At 60.8% G+C, this 18202-nt stretch carries 13 protein-coding genes and 1 other RNA gene; 9 read left to right on the top strand and 5 right to left on the bottom strand.

The annotated features are described in order from the left end of the window. The first annotated feature begins 121 nt into the window (after window positions 1–121). From M1D44_RS10215 to M1D44_RS10205, 3 genes are all read left to right on the top strand, one after another. Window positions 122–877 carry a fimbrial biogenesis chaperone gene (locus tag M1D44_RS10215; protein ID WP_316853293.1) on the top strand — a complete coding sequence of 252 codons (756 nt, stop codon included), beginning with the start codon at window positions 122–124 and terminating at the stop codon, window positions 875–877. A gap of 33 nt (window positions 878–910) precedes the next feature. Beyond that, window positions 911–1885, top strand: coding sequence for a fimbrial protein (locus M1D44_RS10210; RefSeq protein ID WP_024976280.1), 975 nt, complete (start codon window positions 911–913; stop codon window positions 1883–1885). 425 nt (window positions 1886–2310) lie between these two features. Continuing rightward, the gene (locus tag M1D44_RS10205) at window positions 2311–3300 is read left to right on the top strand and encodes a fimbrial protein (RefSeq protein ID WP_316853294.1); all 990 of its coding nucleotides are present in this window, start codon (window positions 2311–2313) and stop codon (window positions 3298–3300) included. A 269-nt stretch (window positions 3301–3569) separates the two neighbouring features. Here the strand turns inward: M1D44_RS10205 and ssrA are convergent. From ssrA to ubiG, 4 genes are all read right to left on the bottom strand, one after another. Next, window positions 3570–3927, bottom strand: a transfer-messenger RNA (tmRNA) gene (gene ssrA, locus M1D44_RS10200). A 32-nt stretch (window positions 3928–3959) separates the two neighbouring features. After that, entirely contained in the window at window positions 3960–7757 is a 3798-nt protein-coding gene (locus M1D44_RS10195) for a DUF748 domain-containing protein (RefSeq protein WP_316853295.1), read from the bottom strand. A gap of 119 nt (window positions 7758–7876) precedes the next feature. Beyond that, on the bottom strand, window positions 7877–8566 hold the full coding sequence (locus tag M1D44_RS10190; RefSeq protein ID WP_316853296.1) for an HAD family hydrolase: 690 nt from the start codon (window positions 8564–8566) through the stop codon (window positions 7877–7879). Continuing rightward, window positions 8563–9279, bottom strand: a complete 717-nt coding sequence (gene ubiG / locus M1D44_RS10185) for a bifunctional 2-polyprenyl-6-hydroxyphenol methylase/3-demethylubiquinol 3-O-methyltransferase UbiG (RefSeq protein ID WP_316853297.1) — start codon at window positions 9277–9279, stop codon at window positions 8563–8565. The genes M1D44_RS10190 and ubiG overlap by 4 nt, the downstream gene beginning before the upstream one ends. Window positions 9280–9439: 160 nt before the next feature. Between ubiG and M1D44_RS10180 the strand changes: the two genes are divergently transcribed. Continuing rightward, window positions 9440–9946, top strand: coding sequence for an outer membrane lipoprotein (locus M1D44_RS10180; protein ID WP_112185411.1), 507 nt, complete (start codon window positions 9440–9442; stop codon window positions 9944–9946). A 176-nt stretch (window positions 9947–10122) separates the two neighbouring features. Here M1D44_RS10180 and ompA read toward each other — a convergent pair whose 3' ends face one another. Further along, window positions 10123–10779, bottom strand: coding sequence for an outer membrane protein OmpA (gene ompA, locus M1D44_RS10175; RefSeq protein ID WP_024976274.1), 657 nt, complete (start codon window positions 10777–10779; stop codon window positions 10123–10125). 433 nt (window positions 10780–11212) lie between these two features. Between ompA and gyrA the strand changes: the two genes are divergently transcribed. The 5 genes from gyrA (at window position 11213) to hisC (ending at window position 18201) form a co-directional block, all read left to right on the top strand. Then, the gene (gene gyrA / locus M1D44_RS10170) at window positions 11213–13882 is read left to right on the top strand and encodes a DNA gyrase subunit A (RefSeq protein ID WP_316853298.1); all 2670 of its coding nucleotides are present in this window, start codon (window positions 11213–11215) and stop codon (window positions 13880–13882) included. A gap of 128 nt (window positions 13883–14010) precedes the next feature. Continuing rightward, window positions 14011–14571, top strand: a complete 561-nt coding sequence (locus M1D44_RS10165; protein ID WP_012761551.1) for a DUF2059 domain-containing protein — start codon at window positions 14011–14013, stop codon at window positions 14569–14571. A 113-nt stretch (window positions 14572–14684) separates the two neighbouring features. Further along, window positions 14685–15821: a 3-phosphoserine/phosphohydroxythreonine transaminase gene (gene serC / locus M1D44_RS10160; RefSeq protein WP_024976272.1), complete on the top strand. Its 1137-nt coding sequence runs from the start codon at window positions 14685–14687 to the stop codon at window positions 15819–15821. An 87-nt stretch (window positions 15822–15908) separates the two neighbouring features. After that, window positions 15909–17024 carry a prephenate dehydratase gene (pheA, locus tag M1D44_RS10155; RefSeq protein WP_024976271.1) on the top strand — a complete coding sequence of 372 codons (1116 nt, stop codon included), beginning with the start codon at window positions 15909–15911 and terminating at the stop codon, window positions 17022–17024. A 52-nt stretch (window positions 17025–17076) separates the two neighbouring features. Continuing rightward, window positions 17077–18201: a histidinol-phosphate transaminase gene (gene hisC, locus M1D44_RS10150; RefSeq protein WP_024976270.1), complete on the top strand. Its 1125-nt coding sequence runs from the start codon at window positions 17077–17079 to the stop codon at window positions 18199–18201. Window position 18202 lies beyond the last annotated feature (1 nt).

Here is an 18202-nt window from a genome sequence, read left to right as displayed (position 1 = left end):
TGAATAGGAGTCAAAGAAGATGCATGAGTCGAGAAGGTTTAGAAAACGATACGGTATTAGCGCGTACCGGTCGGAACTCAGATCGGTTTTGTTGGCCGACAACAAGCCGGCTTGCCCACGCATGCTCGCCACCAAGCTAACGCACGGCGCCTTTGGTCGTTTGCTGCACGCACTGCGACGGACTACATCTTCGCTGTTGGTCCTGATCCCTGCGCTGGGATTTGGCTTGATCGTCCCGGCCCATGCCACGCTTGTGATTGGGGGGACTCGGGTCATCTATCCGGAAGCATACAAAAGCGTCACCGTGTCAGTGAGTAATCACGACGAAGAGCCGGTGCTGATGCAAAGCTGGATGACCGACGCGCGTGACGAGGCCCATCCCGCGATTCCGTTCGCAATTGCCGAACCGTTGGTCAAGATCGAGCCGGGTCGAAGCAGTGGTGTGCGCATCTTCTACGCGGGTGACGGGATGCCGCCAGACAGGGAGTCGATGTTCTTTCTGAACATCGTGGGGATTCCTGTGAAACCGGCAATGCAAAACGCCGTTCAGTTCGCAATCAAGCAACGACTGAAACTGTTCTATCGCCCCAAGGCACTGCACGGCGCTGTGTCCGACGCTGTTGCCGCACTGCGTTGGCAGATCGATCGGGACCGCCTCGAAGTCGTCAACGCGAGTCCGTTTCATGTGTCATTGATCGATCTGGACGTGCAGTGGCAAGACGGGCACCTGCTCGTGTCTGACTATGTGTTGCTTCAGCCCGGCGCGACCAAACGGTTTGACGTAACGCTACCGCGCGCGATAGGGCGCAAGAACCTGCGCTTTGTCGAGATCAACGATGTCGGTCTGCAAGTGCCACACGAAATTGACCTTCACTAAACGCGATTCCCCCAACGAGAAATTGCGACGAATATGTTCAGAATCCTTTTCCTTCTAGTGTTTTCGCTCACATGGCTGCCTGCCACGAGTTTCGCCTTGATGTGTAAGGCGGACGACAGCGCGAAAAGCGTCACCATCACGGAGCCGATCGGCGTGGTTTTGGCGGTGCCGGCCGACGCACCCGACGGAACCATCATATGGGAGTCGCCTACCCGAACCATCAACGTCATTTGTTCCGACAACCTCGACGTCGGGCAGGAGGGGGTCTATTTCTATGTCAACCCGGCCAAAGTGAGCGTTGGAACCGGAATTCGCGTGGGAATCCGTTACAAGGGTGTCCCGATTACATTGGAGACCGGGCGGTACTTTACAGGCCATAACACGTGGGAAGGATGCACCTGGGCGAACTGCACGGGCTGGCGAGAAGCACGGTTTTCGCTGACCTTCTCGGTGTTTGTGCAGAAGTACGGCGCGACACCCTCTACGGGGCAGGCAACAACCGCCACAAGCTATCGCACCTTCCAGCTGGACGGCTCTGGGGGGCTGAACAATGTACAGGACAGCAATCTCAACTACGTACTCACTGGCTTGGATAACGTACGTTTTGTTCCGTGTTCGCCCCAACTTTCGATTTCACCAGGCACGGTGGATTTTGGTGAGGTATTTGTGCTGGGTGCAACAGTGGGCGGGGTCGCGGCGAGCAAGCGGGTCAACCTGAATCTGCAACGCGCCTGTACGACACCTTACACGGTCAACGCGCGTTTCACGCCCACGGCCGGAACTGTCGTGGACGGCCTGTTGGTCCCGGAAAAAAACGACTCCATTGGGATTTCGATCCTGCGCTCAGAGACTCAGGAGAAGCTGGCCTTCAACGATTGGTTCAAGTTGACGGACATGAGCGGATCGACCCCGGCCTCGATCGATCTCAACACGCAACTGATCTGGCGCAAGAAGCCCGTGGCTGGTCCCTTCAATGCGGCTGTGTTGATCGATATGTACTACAAGTAACGTCGTAGCTCTTCATGAAACAGCGCGATCGATCTTCGCCCGCTAGCGAGGGCTGTGATCGTTCCATAAGAGGGCTTCGCGTACATCAACGTGGGGCACGCTCCATGGCGTCGAATGACGCAGTACCGCCACCACCACGACAACTACAAAAAAGGGGGGGGCGGCTAACAGCGGACGCGGGCACCACTGTTTCGAAACACCCACCCGCAGAAAGACCTGGGTAGGAGTCGCTCATTGACCCTGCTGAGGCGCCTGGCAGGGTAATAGCGGCAAGGCTTCTTCGACGAGGGATACCAATAAGCGAGATCGCTTCTCAAGCTAGGAACAGCAAGTGGCAACGCACAGTTCGTGATGTGCTATGCCTTAGCGGAATTCGATAGAAGTGGTAGGGGTGTTTCGATAAAGAAGGAATATGGAGTTTGGCTATGAAGGGTAAAACCCCGAGTCTTTTGATAATGCTGTTCAATTCCCTGTCGAGACATACGCGCACGGCGTTAGCGCTATCGTTGTTGATCGGTTCTGTGGCACCAGCACGCGCCCTCTGCTCCTTCGATTCAGGCTATTCCACTGGGGTCATGACTTATACGCTTCCTTCTAACCTGGTTGTGCCGCGTAATGCGACGATTGGCACGGTTATTTGGACGTCACCGCTGCAAACTGTGCCAAGCACCCAGAAATGGGGATGTAATACATACTGGATGCTTGGAATGGTGAACGCTGTTGGTGCCACGGCAAACGCAGCGACCCCGTCTTATCTTCCCATTGGTAATACCGGCTTGGCGTGGGTTTTCGAAACTTACAATGATATTGCTTACGGGATATCGAAGCCAAATAATAGTTATGTGATGCCGGGCACGCTGAGTTTCAGCATCAAAATCGTAGCGATCGGTCCTATTAAAGCCGGGGCAAGCATTCAGCAGGGCGTTCTCGGGAGTCTGAGCGCGGGCGGAGACATTGCGATCTATACGATCAAGGCAGGCAATACAGTCTCTGTTTCAGCGCTCACCTGCAAAACGCCCGGCGTCACGGTAAAGATGGGCGATAAGAATTATTTGAGCTTGTTCCAGGGCGCTGGCACAACGCTGGCACCGGTCAACTTCTCGATTGCCCTCAATGAGTGTCCGGCGGGCATCAGCAAGGTGTCATACCAGCTAGTACCCAACACGCAAATCCTCGATGCTGCGCGCTCGGTCATCGCCCTTGATGCCGATTCCACCGCCAAAGGTGTCGGCTTGCAGTTGCTGACCAATGCAGGCAACCCGCTGCCGCTGAAGACGAATATCCAATTCGGCGGATACAGCAAACTGGGCGGCAATTTCAACCTTCCGCTGAAGGCGGCCTACCGTCAAACCGAATCGGCGGTTGGGCCGGGCACGGCAAACAGTTCTGTCACTTTTGTGATGAGCTACGAGTAGCCAGCCCAAGGTGGTTTGATAAATCCCGGGCTGCTATGGCCGTGCATCTTTGCGCGGCACCGTGGGCTTCGCAGTCCATCCGGACACGCGGCCACATTGCAACCTTGTTTCGAAGCACTGCTGGAAGCGATTTCAGAACCGTGGCGGTGGTCCGCCACCACTACGGGATGGCCGGTTGCCTGCGCCTCGGGGGAGGGAGGCGGCGCGGGTTCCGCCGATGGAAGCACGCAAGAAAAAACCCCGACCGGAATGGGTCGGGGTTCTGATATTGGTGGAGCCGGCGGGAATCGAACCCGCGTCCGCAAGCCCTCCACAGAGAGTTCTACATACTTAGTTCTGTCATTTGATTTAACCGCCGCATCGCGGACGAACACGCTCTACGACGGCGATTCACTAAGTTTTCGTCTCTAGGCCCGTGACTCACCTAGAGCTTATCTGACGTAGATGACCTCGCTAGTCTTTCGACCCTAGCCCGTCAGCGAGCCAGTGCGAGGACGGCGGCCCTTAGGCTGCCAGTGCGTAACGTTCGTCGTTAGCAGTTATTGCATTCCCATTGATTAACGAGGTGACGGGTCCTCGGTATGCCCTCCACTGCTTCGCAACCCACGTCGAAACCAGGTCGGCCCCAGTAAGGAAGTGTCGATTATCCCATAGATGGGCTACTTCAGCGAGAAATCAACCCGCGTCGTCTTGCCCTTGTCCTTGATGCCTTCGGCGGTCAGCTTCGGCGCTACGACGAAGAGGCGCCCCGGATCCACACGTTCCGCCAGCGCCACATGCACCGCATTCGCCCGACGCTGGGCAAGCTCCCGCAGATCCGCATCCGTCACTTGCACATTGGTTTCCATCAGCTTGCGCATCTCGTCGGGCGGCAAGGATTTGGCCAGCCCGATCACGTTGCGCGGTTTCGGGAATTTTGCGGCTTTATACGCGCGTTCAAGGTACTTGTTCTCTTCTTCCGGCTTGACCGTCGTATCGGCTTCGGCGGAGTCGCCTGCATCCTTGAGTTTCTGTTCACGGATCTGACGGTTCACTGCCTCCCGGCGCAGGCCATCACGATCAAACTCCGGGTCGACGCGGCCGACGATGTCGACCTTGAGCGCCGGGCGGTCCTTGAGTGCAGTGGCGAGCTTGTCAAGCTTGGCGAAGGACGCTTGGCTGATGTCCGAAGTGCCCGGATCAAACTCGATGTAGCCGAGTTCTTCGCCGCCGCTGCCGCCGAATGCGCTGGCGAGCAATGAGAACGGCGCCGTCACGGCGCGCGCAATGAGGTTGACGAACGCACGCAGGATGACGCCGCCGATGCTGAACTGCGGGTCATCGAGTGAGCCCGACACTGGCACGCGCACGTCGATCTCGCCACGAGAATTCTTCAGCAGCGCCACCGCCAAGCGCACCGGCAGATTGGTGGCGTCTTTGCTTTCTACGCGATCGCCGAAGGTGAGCTGGTCGATGAAGATGTGGTTGTCGGCGGTCAACTTGCCCTGGTCGAGCAAGTAGTGCAGATCCATCGTGAGCTTGCCCTTGGTGATCGGGTAGCCGGCGTATTTGGCAGAGTAGGGCGTGAGGTTGGTCAGCTCCACGCCGTCGGCCTTGGCAGTGAGATCCACAAAGGCCGTGGGCGCGAGCGGGTTGACCTTGCCGTGGATGTCCACCGGTGCTGTGCCATCGACGCTGCCGCGCAACGTCACGTCGGCAGGTGTCTGGTTGGCGGCGGTGCTGATCGTGCCGATCGAGCCGCCGATGGCCGTGAGGTTGGCGGTGTAGTTCGGTTTGACGAAGTTATCCGTGAACCGGATGTTGCCATCCTGCAGCGTGATGGCATCAACACGCAAGTCGGCGCCGCCCGCTTTGGGCGTGGTGGGACCAGTGGCTGTTACGGTTACGGCCGACGCAGGCGCTGGAACTGGGGCCGAAGCTACCGCCGGCGCGGCTGCCGGGGCGGAAGCGGCGGCAGCCGATACCGATGCAGGTTCGCTTTGCGTCAGCGATCGGCGCTCCTCGGTCGGCTGCACGCGGATATCCTGCAGGTTCAGGCGGCCGTTCGGGTTGATGATGATCCGCGCGTAGAACGTCGAAAGCGCAACGGCGCCCACCCGCACGCGCGGTGTGGTGCCGTCGTAATTCGCCTGGATGCGGTTCAGCGCGAGCGAGCGCCAGCGCAAGAAGTCATCCGAGCTCACGCGGTCTTGCAGGCGCACGTTGCCCAGCGTCGCGTTGCCTTGGTAGTTCACCGTCAGCGCTTTGCCCTGATTCAGCACAAGGCGTCCATCCATCGACAGCAGCGCGCTCGTGATCGCCGCATTCAAAGATTTGTCCAGATAAGGGTCGAAGCCCGCCAGCGACAGGTTTTGCGAGTTCACGCGCAGGTCGGCCTTCAGCGGCTGTGGTACCACCTCGCCGCGCACATCGAGCTTGCCTTTGGCGCCCAGCCCCGCACCAATCTGCACATTGACGGGCTTGCCGAGATCGGTCGACGCGTTCTGCACGACCAAGTTCAGCGGTTCGACACGCACCTTGACCAGGCGCGAATTGGATTGGTCTTCAAAGCCGACGGCGCTGTTGTCCAGCTTCAGCGTCTGCACGGTCACAGCCCAGGGTTTTTCGGCCGGGGCGTTCGACTTGGTGCTGGGTTTGACCGGCGCCGCCGATTTGCCCGCTGCCGTGCCCGCCACCGGCTGCGGGCCATCGAGCAGGGTCAACGTGGTCGTACCGTCCTTCTTGCGTAGCGCGTCGATCTGCAGGCCGTCGGCACGCACTTCGTTCAGTGCGATGGTGCGGGTGCTCAGGTCGAAGCTCTTTACATCGGCGCGCAGCAGCTTGGCGCGCAGCGCGGTATCTTTGCCCGTGGCGGGCGCCAGCGACAGGTCGGCCAGGCTTGCGGTCAGCGGCTCCGCGCGCACGTTGAATTTGTCCGGCCCGAAGTCGAGCGCCACCTTGCCGTCGGCCGACAGCGCGCCGTTCTGCAATTGCGGGGCACCCGCCTGGCGCAGATACGGGCCGATGCCGGCCAGCTTCACGCCGTCCAGCTTCAGTTCCAGCTCGCCGGTGTTTTTCTCCAGCGATGTGTTCCCCTTGACGTTAAGCGTGCCGCCTTGCGCCAGCTTGGCACCCACATCGAGCGTGGTCGGACCGCCCAACGTGCGCACGCCAATGTCGCCGTGGAGGTCTTCCAGTGTCAGGTCGGCAGCCGGCTGCGTGGTCGCGTCTCGCCAATGGACCGTGCTGTTCGCCACTTGCAGCTTGCTGACCACCACATCCAAGGGCTTCGGCTTGGCGGTCGGCGCAGGCTCTGCCTTGGCAGCATTCGCTTCGGCAGGGGCGGGTTTGCCGCCGAGTTGCGCGAAATTGATCGCTCCATCTGCACCACGCGTGGCATCGACGCGCACGCCATCCAGCGTCAGCGCGTCGAGGTGGAACTCGTTGTCGAGCGGGCGTACGTCGCTCAACGTTGCGCGCACCTGTTTGGCGGCCACCAGGGGCGCTTTCTTGGCATCCACCACTTCCAGGTTGTCGAGGCCGGTCGTGCCGTGCACGCGCAGCACCGGCGCGCCGCTCTTCGGCTTCTGGAACTCGATTGTCAGGTCGGTCGTCAGCTTACCTTGCGGCACCGCCACCGGCAGTGGGCCGGGCACGTAGCCGAGGTAGCGGGGCAGATCCAGGCCATCAATCTTGACGTTGAGGTTCGATTCGAGCGAATCGGCAAACGGCTTTGTCTTGCCAGCGAAACGCAACGGCGCGCCGTCGATACGCGCTGCCAGCAGCGGTTGCACGAAGATGTCTACGTCGGCTGGCAGGCTCGCCAGGAAAGGTACACCGATCTGCAGACCATCCACCTTGTGCTGCGTACCGAGCGACTGGTCGACAAAATCGATCGCGCCGTTGGTCAACTGCAGATTGGCGAAGACGAAACGCGCCGGCTCGTCCGACTTGGGCTTGGGCGGGTTTTCCGGCTGGCTTAGCCTGTCGGCGATGTCGGAGAAGTTGAAGCGCTGTTCGGCGGTGCGCACGATACGCACCTGCGGCGCCTCGATGCTGAGCTCTTCAATGACGGGCGCGCGGCGGAAGATCGAACTCCACGACGCGTTCACATGCAGATGGCCGACGTCGACAAACGGCGTTTTGCCGTCGCGTTCGGCAATGTGGAGCCGGTCGACATCAAGCCGCAGCGTGTATGGGTTGATGCTGATCTTGCCGACCGAAACCGGCCGTTCCAGCAGCTTGCTGAGCTGGGTTTGAGCCAGGTGGCGCAGCAACGGGGGGCCACCGAATGCGCCCAGCAGCCCGAACACCACCAGGAAGATCAGCACGCCGATCCCGGTGCGCTTGGTGCGCCGCGATGTACCGACCTGAGCCGCGCGTTGCCAGCCTGCCGTACCGCGCACGCGGTCAAGCCGTGCGCGCCAGCCGTTGGTATTCGATTGCTTATCAGGGCGCGAATCGGGGGAGGTGCTCATGCTGGTGTCGGTCCGGCCATGGCGTGGCCTACTTCGTCAGTCGGTCGACCGCCAGGTCCCCGATGGGAGGCGGCGGTCCTGAAAGATGCGAGGCCCAGGCGTTCACCCGGGCATCGTGGTCAAGCGCGTTGCGATTCGAGCAGCAGCGGAATCAGCTCGGCAGCGCTGGCGATCAGCGCATCGGCGCGCCATTCCACGGGTGATGGTCCATTACCACAATAGCCGTAACTGGCTGCAATGGTAGGCATGCCGGCAGCGCGGCCCGCTTCGATATCGCGAAGGTCATCACCCACGTAGACGATCTGCCGTGCATCGACGCCGATGGATTCGGCTGCGTGCAGCAGCGGGGCGGGGTGGGGCTTGGCGTGCGGCGTGGTGTCACCTGCAACGACGCAGGCCGGCGGCACCGGTAATGGCAGCTGTGCAACCAGCGGTACCGTTAGGCGGCCAGACTTGTTGGTGACGATGCCCCAGGGGATACCCGCGCGGCCCAGTTCGACCAGCACGTCGGCCATGCCCGGAAACAACTGCGTGCGCACGCAGATTTCCGCCTCGTAGTTGGCGAGAAACGCCAGCCGTAGCGATTCGAATTCCGCATCCCCCGGCCCAACGCCGAAGGCCACGCCAAGCAGCCCGCGGGCACCATGCGAGGCAACCGGGCGCAGCGCTTCGTAGTCCACCGGTTCGAGGCCGCGGTCGGTGCGTACCTTGTTGGCCGCAGCAGCCAGATCGGGGGCCGTGTCCGCAAGCGTGCCGTCCAGGTCGAACAGCACCGCACCCAGCGGACCAGGAAACAGGCGCACCGTCATGCCTCGGCCGGACGGCGCGTCGCCATCAAGTAGTTGACACTGGTGTCCTGCGTGAGGGCGTAGCGGCCGGTGATGGGGTTGTATTCCAGCCCGCGCATCTCTTGAGCCTGGAGGCCAGCCCCACGTACGAACGCGCTTAGCTCCGATGGGCGAATGAATTTGGCGTAGTCATGCGTGCCGCGCGGCAGCATGTTCAGGACATACTCCGCACCAATGACTGCCAGCAGATACGCTTTCGCGTTTCGGTGGATGGTCGAGAAAAACACATAACCGCCCGGCTTCACCAACGTCGCGCACGCGCGCACAACGGATGCCGGATCCGGCACATGTTCGAGCATCTCCATGCAAGTGACGACGTCGAAGCTACCTGGCTCGCGTGCGGCCAGTGCTTCTGCGGCGATCTCCTCGTAATCGACGGTAATGCCCACCTCGAGGCTATGCAGGTCGGCGACACGCAATGCTTTGCGGGACAGATCGATGCCTTTGACGTTGGCACCGGCACGCGCCATGCTCTCTGAAAGGATGCCGCCGCCGCAGCCGACGTCAACGACGCGTTTGCCAGCCAGCGGTGCAATCGACTGAATCCAGTCAAGGCGCAGCGGATTGATTTCGTGCAGGGGTCTGAACTCGCTGTTCGGGTCCCACCAGCGGTGGGCGAGTTCGCTGAATTTTTCGAGTTCGCCGGGATCGGCGTTCGCGTGAGTGGTCGTCATGTTGCGCTGCGCCAGGGCATATCTGCTAGGTGAGGAAATGTACCAAAAAGCGTCGCCCCGACCAAATCACGGGGTTCGCAAAAAGGTTTCACATTGAAACAGAAGTGAACAAACGCGCATGCAATTCCTCCAACTGTCACCTTCGCTCAAGGAGAGATCAATGAAATCCAAACAAATTCTGATAGGACTGGGTGTTGCGAGCCTGACGGCTCTGGCGGGCTGCGCCGCGCCGGGTTACGGCGGTGGCTATAACGGTGGGTATGCTCAACAACCGGCCTATGGCCAGCAACCGGCTTATAGCGGGCAGCCACAGCAAACGGGCGCCCTTTATGGCCGGGTCGAATCGATCCAGCCGATGCAGGCCCCGGCAAATAGTCCGGGTATTTTGGGCACGATCATCGGCGGCGTGGCCGGCGGCATTCTAGGCCATCAGGTTGGCGGCGGTACGGGTAACACAGTCGCGACCATTGGTGGCGCAGCACTTGGCGCCTATGCAGGCAACCAAGTCGAACAGCGCGCGGGAGCGGGTGGTCAAACGGTGTACCGCATCACCGTGCGCCTGGATGATGGCCGCGTCGCGACCGTCACGCAGCGAAACCCGAACAATCTGCGCGTTGGCGATCGCGCCATGGTTGCTAACGACCAGGCGACGCCTTCCTATCAATAAGAAGGGCGGTCATGAGAAAGGGGCATCGGGTGCCCCAAATAGAAAAAGCGATGGCGCATTGAGCGTCATCGCTTTTTTCGTGCCTATTCCCTTAGCAGGCCAGCGGAGGGCATCTGCCGATATATAGGCGAAAAAAAACCCAGCTTTCGCTGGGCTTTTTCCCGGTGTGAACCGAATTACTGAGCCTTGCGGGTGCCGACCACTTCGACGTCCACGCGGCGGTTCGGCTGCTGGCAGGCGATTTGTGCCTTGCGAGTGCCCTTGCACGACTTCGGATCAACCTTCAGCTGGCGCTTGCCCTTGCCTTCCGTGTAGACACGGTTGGCTTCGATGCCCTTGCTGACCAGGTAGCCCTTGACGGCTTCAGCACGACGGACCGACAGGCGGTCGTTGTACTTGTCCGAGCCGAACGAGTCGGTGTGGCCAACGGCGATCACGACTTCCAGGTTGATGCCCTTCAGCTTCGAGACCAGGTCGTCCAGCTTGGCCTTGCCTTCCGGCTTCAGCACAGCCTTGTCGAAATCGAACAGGGTGTCAGCAGCGAACGTAACCTTTTCGCTCGACACAACCGGGGCAGCCGGAGCAGCCGGAGCAGCCGTCGGAGCAGCAGCCGGAGCCAGAGCGCCGTCGCACTGAGCGTTGGCGGTTGCCGGCGTCCAGAAGCCATTGCGCCAGCACAGTTCGTTCGTGCCGTTCTTCCAGACCCACTCGCTCGTGCCGTTACCCCAGTTGTCGTTGACGGCCTTCTTTTCGTAGGGCACCGACTGAGCGTAAGCGGACGCAGCCATGGCTACCGCAGCTGCAGCGAACGCGAGCTTGGCAAATTTTTTCATATTTCTCCTCTCAGGATGAGATCACCGCAGAAGACTGCGAGCAGATGGGACGAAAACAAGTCATACATTCTTCGGAGTATAACATTCTCGGTGTGGTGAAGGCTCCACTTCGAACAATGTCTGCCTCTTCGCTGGGGGATTGTGCCACAAGCACGCACTCCTAAAAAGCAAATATAAGCGATTCGAACGGGGCACCACGGCCTTGTGGTGTGTACGCAACAAGGCAGGAAATGGCTCGCAAACCCTTATGGGGACTGGCTCGCCGGTTTTGTCCTCCCTCGCAGGGAACGTGCCCGGGGTTGACGATGCGTCGCTCGCGCGTATGAGGGGGGAGGGGCTTGCGGCATGGTAAAATGTTCTGTTATTCGCGCAACCGCAGCGTCCCGCTGTGGGCACCACTGTGCTCACTAGGGGACCTCTCACCGTTCGCCCAATGGATCAATTCGCCAAAGAGACACTCCCGGTATCGCTCGAAGAAGAAATGCGCAGCTCGTACCTCGCTTACGCCATGAGCGTGATCGTGGGCCGCGCCCTTCCAGATGTGCGGGATGGTCTCAAGCCGGTGCATCGTCGTGCGTTGTACTCGATGCACGAGCTGAACAACGACTGGAATCGCCCCTATAAGAAGTCTGCCCGTATTGTCGGGGATGTGATTGGTAAGTATCACCCTCACGGCGACACTGCTGTATACGACACCATTGTGCGGATGGCGCAGAACTTCTCTCTGCGCTACATGCTGGTCGACGGCCAGGGCAACTTCGGCTCGGTCGATGGCGACAATGCCGCGGCGATGCGTTACACCGAAATCCGCCTGTCGAAGATCGCCCACGAACTGCTGGCCGACCTCGACAAGGAAACGGTCAATTTCGAGCCGAACTACGACGGTTCCGAAACTGAACCGTCTGTCCTGCCGGCCCGCATTCCCAACTTGCTGATCAATGGGTCGTCCGGGATCGCGGTGGGTATGGCGACGAACATTCCGCCGCACAACCTGAATGAAGTCGTTGATGGCTGCCTGCATTTGTTGCGCAACCCGGAAGCGACGGTCGATGAACTGATTGAGCTGATCCCGGCGCCGGATTTCCCGACGGCCGGCATCATCTACGGCATTTCGGGTGTGCGTGAAGGCTATCGCACCGGCCGCGGGCGCGTGGTGATGCGTGCCAAGACGCACTTCGAGGATATCGATCGGGGCCAGCGCCAGGCGATCATCGTCGATGAACTGCCCTATCAAGTTAACAAGCGTACGCTGCTCGAGCGTATCGCCGAGCTGGTCACCGAAAAGCGCATCGAAGGCATTTCCGATATTCGCGACGAGTCGGACAAGTCTGGTATGCGCGTGGTGATCGAACTCAAGCGCGGCGAAGTGCCGGAGGTTGTGCTCAACAACCTCTATAAGAATACGCAGCTGCAGGACACGTTCGGTATGAACATGGTCGCGCTGGTCGACGGCCAGCCGCGTCTGCTGAACCTGCGTCAGATGCTCGAGTGCTTCCTGCTGCACCGCCGCGAGGTGGTGACGCGTCGCACGGTATTTGACCTGCGCAAGGCGCGCGAGCGTGGTCACATCCTGGAAGGTCTGGCCGTTGCACTCGCCAACATCGACGAATTCATCGCCATCATCAAGGCGGCTCCGACCCCCCCGGTTGCCAAGGCTGAGTTGATGACCCGCAGCTGGGATTCGGGCTTGGTGCGCGACATGCTCGTTCGCGCCGAGAGTGAAACCTCAGGCGGCGGTGGCGCCTACCGTCCGGAAGGTCTGCTGCCTGCATTCGGTATGCAAGGCGACGGCTTGTACAAGCTGTCGGATACGCAAGCGCAGGAAATTCTGCAGATGCGCCTGCAGCGCCTCACCGGACTGGAGCAGGACAAGATCGTTCAGGAATACCGCGAAGTGATGGCGCAGATCGCCGATCTGCTGGACATCCTGGCGCGGCCGGAACGCATTACCGCCATCATCGTCGATGAACTTATCGCGATCCGCGCAGAATTTGGCGATGAGCGTCGCTCGCAAATCGAGCACAATGCGACCGAGTTGGATACAGAAGACCTCATTACGCCGCAGGATCTGGTGGTGACGTTATCACACAGCGGCTATATGAAGAGCCAGCCGATTTCCGAATACCGTGCGCAGAAGCGTGGCGGCCGCGGCAAGCAAGCTGCTGCGACGAAGGAAGACGACTGGATCGACACGCTATTTGTTGCCAACACGCATGACTACATCCTTTGCTTCTCGAATCGCGGCCGTCTGTACTGGCTGAAGGTCTGGGAGGTGCCGCAAGGCAGCCGTAACTCGCGCGGTCGTCCGATCGTCAATATGTTCCCGCTGTCACCGGGCGAGAAGATCAACGTGATCCTGCCGGTCAAGCAGTTCGACGAGCAGCACTTTGTGTTCATGGCCACCTCCAAGGGGACGGTCAAGAAGACGGCGTTGACGGAATTCTCGAACCCGCGCAAGGCCGGCATCATCGCGGTGGACCTGGACGAGGGCGATTTCCTGATCGGCGCGGACATTACCGATGGTCAGCATGACGTGATGCTGTTCTCCGACGCTGGCAAGGCGGTGCGTTTCGATGAGAACGACGTGCGGCCGATGGGTCGTCAGGCGCGCGGCGTTCGCGGTATGAACTTGGAAGAGAGCCAGCAAGTGATTGCCATGCTGGTCGCGCCAGCGGAAACCGAAGGCGACGGTGCCCAGTCGGGCGCTGGGAGCGTGCTGACCGCCACCGAGAACGGCTACGGTAAGCGCACGCCGATCTCGGAATACACGCGACATGGCCGCGGGACGAAGGGCATGATCGCCATCCAGACCTCCGAGCGTAACGGCAAGGTGGTGGCCGCCGCGCTGGTGGCGCCTGAAGACGAGATCATGCTGATCACGACGGGCGGCGTGCTGATCCGCACACGGGTGGACGAGATCCGTGAAATGGGTCGTGCCACGCAGGGCGTCACGCTCATCTCGGTGGGTGAGGGCAACAAGCTGTCCGGGCTGCAACGTGTGATGGAGTCCGATGCTGAAGGTGTGGATGGCGTCGAAGGTGCCGATGCGGCGGATGCCGCCCCGGGTGCCGATGCACAGGCGGATGACAGCAGCGAGACATAATTAGAAACATCTTTTGCTTGCCGTTAGGCGCAGTTCTGTCATGATGCCGGACCTGTGCGCGGCAAGGGCTTGGAACTTTTGCGTCACACGCCCGGCCTAAACGCAACGCTTATCTCAAGGGAGCAACAATGCACAAGAGTCTCAAACTCAAACATCTGATCGTGGTGGCCGGTTTCGCTCCGCTGTTTGCGTTCGCGCAGGCTGGCGACGCCGACAAGACGGCTGCCATCAAAGATCTGCTGACGACGATGAACGTTGATGCAGCCATCAAGGGTCAGGGTGAAGTGTTGGCCAATGGCGCTAAGCAGGAAGCCCCGCTAGTGCTGGAGCAGGCGCTGGTCGAGAACAAGACTCTGAACGACAAGCAGAAGCAAGCTGCTGTCGACAAGCTGAAGAAGAATGGCGCCGTGCAGCGCATGACCGACGGTGCTGGCAAGGACTTCGACACGGAAGCTTTCCGCAAGGACGCTCTGCAAGCCCATTATGACTCGCTGGGCAAGTACTACTCGACCCAGGAAATCAAGGACCTGACCACGTTCCTGAAGACGCCGAGCGGCCAGAAGTTCATGGCCAACCAAGGCAAGGCCATGCAGGAAGTGTGGGGCAACGTGATGCAGAAGTACGGTCCGCAAGTCGGCAAGAAGATGCGCGACATGGCTGACAAGGAAGTTGCCGCCGCTGCGAAGTAATTAGCCGGCATAGGCGGACGATCGGGGCGCAATCCCCGTCGCCCTGCCAGTTGGTAGATAATGGCTGTTTGGGTTTGCGCCCAGACAGCCATTTTTCTTTTGCCCTTCGCCCTATGAACCAAGCGGATCGAGCCCTTCAAGCCAGCCAGGCGCGCGTGTACAACTTTTCGGCAGGTCCGGCGGTGTTGCCGCTCGAGGTGCTGGAACAGGCGAAAGAGGAGATGGTTTCCTGGCACGGCAGCGGCATGAGCGTGATGGAAATGAGCCATCGCGGCCGTGAATTTGAAAGCATCCTGGCAGCCGCGTTTGGCGATTTGCGGCAGTTGCTTGCGGTGCCGGATAACTACGAAATCCTCTTCCTGCAAGGCGGCGCCATCGCCGAAAACGCCATCGTGCCGCTGAACCTCATGCGTCGGCTGTCGGCGGATGCGCCGAAGGCTGACTACGTCGTCACCGGCACGTGGTCGGTCAAATCACAGCAAGAAGCGCGCAAGTATGGCGAGGTGAACATCGCTGCCACCAGCGAGGCCGAGCGCTTCCACAAGATCCCGGATGTATCGAGCTGGAAGTTGTCGTCGGACGCGGCCTACGTGCACCTGTGCACGAACGAAACCATTGTTGGCGTTGAATATCAGGAGACGCCAGACGTCGGTCAGGCGCACGGGCGTGTGGTGGTGTCCGACGTGTCGAGCCACATCCTCTCGCGGCCGATCGACTGGAGCGGCTATCAGGTCCTGTACGGCGGCGCGCAGAAAAACATCGGCCCTGCCGGCCTGACGATTGCCATCGTCCGCAAGGATCTTCTGGGGCACGCCCACCCGCTGTGCCCCTCGGCATTCAATTGGCGCCTCGTGGCCGAGAACGGCTCGATGTACAACACGCCGCCCACTTACGCCATCTACATCGCGGGGCTCGTGTTCCAGTGGATCAAGCGCCAGGGCGGGGTCGAGGCGCTGGAGACGCGCAACATCATCAAGTCGAAGATGCTGTACGACTTCATCGACGCCAGCAGCTTCTACCGCAACGAAATCCATCCGACGTGCCGTTCGCGCATGAACGTGCCGTTCTTCCTCAACGACGAGTCGCGCAACGAGGCGTTCCTCACGCAGGCGCGCGAGCGCGGGTTGGTGCAGCTCAAGGGCCACAAGTCCGTGGGCGGCATGCGGGCAAGCATCTACAACGCGATGCCGCTGGAAGGCGTAGAGGCGCTGGTCGACTTCATGCGTGAGTTTGAACGAGTGTCTGCGTAAGGCTGACTCTCAATCACGGCAGAACATTGCGCGAAGCGCCCGCTTCGCGCGGCAATTTGCAATCCGTTGCCGAACCAGATTCCTACAATGACCAGTCAGTCAGACGATACGAAGCAAAACAAGGACGCCGCATTGGCGGCGGAGCTTGCGCCGTTGCGCACGCAGATCGACGCAATTGACAACCAGCTGCTTACGCTGCTCTCCGACCGTGCCAAGGTGGCGCAGGCGGTGGGCGAGGTGAAGAAGCGCTATTCGTCACCGGCGTTCCGGCCGGACCGCGAGCTGCAGGTCATCCGCAAGATGCAGTCAGGCAACCAAGGGCCCCTGCACGACGAGAGCATCGCCGCCATCTGGCGCGAGGTGATGTCCGCCTGCCGTGGTCTGGAACAGGCCCTGCGCATCGGCTACCTCGGCCCGGCGGGCACGTTCTCGGAGCAGGCGGTGATTGCGCATTTCGGCCACGAGATCCAGCCGATGCCGTGCCCGAGCATCGACGAGGTGTTTCGTGCGGCGGAGTCCGGCACGGTCGATTGCGGTGTGGTGCCGGTCGAGAATTCGACGGAAGGCGTGGTGTCGCGCACGCTCGATCTGTTCTTGCAGACGTCGCTGAAGATCAGCGGCGAGATCGCGCTGCGGGTGCACCATAACTTGCTGCACAAGACGGGCGACATGTCGCAGGTGAAGGTGGTGCGTGCGCATGCGCAGGCGCTGGCCCAGTGCCAACGGTGGTTGAACACGAACTATCCGAATTTGCCCCGCGAGGCTGTGTCGAGCAACGCTGAGGCAGCGCGCATGGCTGGCGAGGACGAAACCGTTGCGGCGCTGGCAAGCGTGCAGGCGGCCAACCGCTACGGCCTACACGTGGTGCGTGCCAACGTAGAAGACGATCCGCACAACCGCACGCGCTTTGTCGTGATCGGCAACTACGAGACGGAGCCGAGCGGACGCGATCAGACATCGTTGATCCTGTCAGTGCCGAACGAGGCCGGCGCTGTCTACAAGTTGCTGGCGCCGTTGGCAGAGAACGGCGTGTCGATGTGCCGCTTCGAGTCGCGTCCGGCGCGCAGCGGCGCGTGGGAGTACTACTTCTACGTCGACGTAGAAGGCCATCAGCGTGACCCGCAGGTGGCGCGCGCGCTGGAAAAGCTGCGTCACGACGCGGCGTATTTCAAAGTGTTGGGGTCCTATCCCTCGGCACATTGAGGGATTCAAGGCGCTCTGCACGGGCAGAGCGTCGATAACAGAGGAGCACCCCATGTCTTTGCAGTTCGGCCCCGAGTATGTCCGCGCCATCGCCCCTTATGTGGCCGGCAAGCCGATTTCCGAAGTGGCACGCGAGTTTGGTCTGGATGCCGCGCGCATCGTCAAGCTGGCGTCCAACGAAAATCCGCTGGGCATGCCGCAGTCAGCCAAGAACGCGATGGCCTCGGCCATTGACGAGCTGGCGCGCTATCCGGACGCCAACGGCTTCAGCCTGAAGGCGGCGTTGCATGCCAGGTTTGGCGTGCCGGAAACATGGATCACGCTCGGCAACGGTAGCAATGACATCCTCGAACTGGCGGCGCGCGCGCTGGTATCGCCGGGGCAGGCTGTGATTTATGCGCAGCACTCTTTTGCCGTGTATGCGCTGGCAGCCCAGGAGGTGGGGGCGCGCGCCATCGAGGTGCCGGCTCGCGAGTACGGCCATGACCTCGATGCGATGGCCGCGGCAATTACGCCGGACACGCGTCTGATCTACATTGCCAACCCGAACAACCCTACCGGCACGTTTCTGTCGGCCGACGAGATTGCGGCGTTCCTGGCCAAGGTGCCGCCGACGGTCGTCGTCGTGCTGGACGAGGCGTACAACGAGTTCCTCAAGCCCGACCAGCAGTACGACTCCACTGCCTGGGTGCGCCAGTACCCGAACCTGCTGGTGTCGCGAACGTTCTCCAAGGCTTACGGGCTGGCTGGCTTGCGTGTCGGCTATGGCATCGCGCAGCCGCAGTTGACCGATCTGCTCAACCGCATCCGCCAGCCGTTCAACGTAAATAGCCTGGCGCAGGCCGCTGCTGTGGCGGCGCTCAATGACGCGGAATTCCTGCGGCAATCGGCGGAACTGAACGCTGCCGGCTACGTGCAGTTGACGAACGCGTTTGATCGGTTGGGCCTTCAGTACGTGCCGTCCTCGGGCAATTTTGTGCTGGTGCGCGTGGGCGATGACACTGGCGCCGGTGCGCGTGTGAACCTTGCGTTGCTCAAGCAAGGTGTGATCGTGCGTCCGGTCGGCAACTACGGCTTGCCGCAATGGCTGCGCATCAGCATCGGCTTGCCAGAAGAAAACGCCACCTTCATCGATGCACTCGAAGTGGCGCTGGCGCAGGAAAAAGCCGCCGCGTAAC

It is taken from the genome of Ralstonia sp. SA306, assembly GCF_054792405.1.
This window is presented reverse-complemented; position numbering and strand designations above follow the sequence as displayed.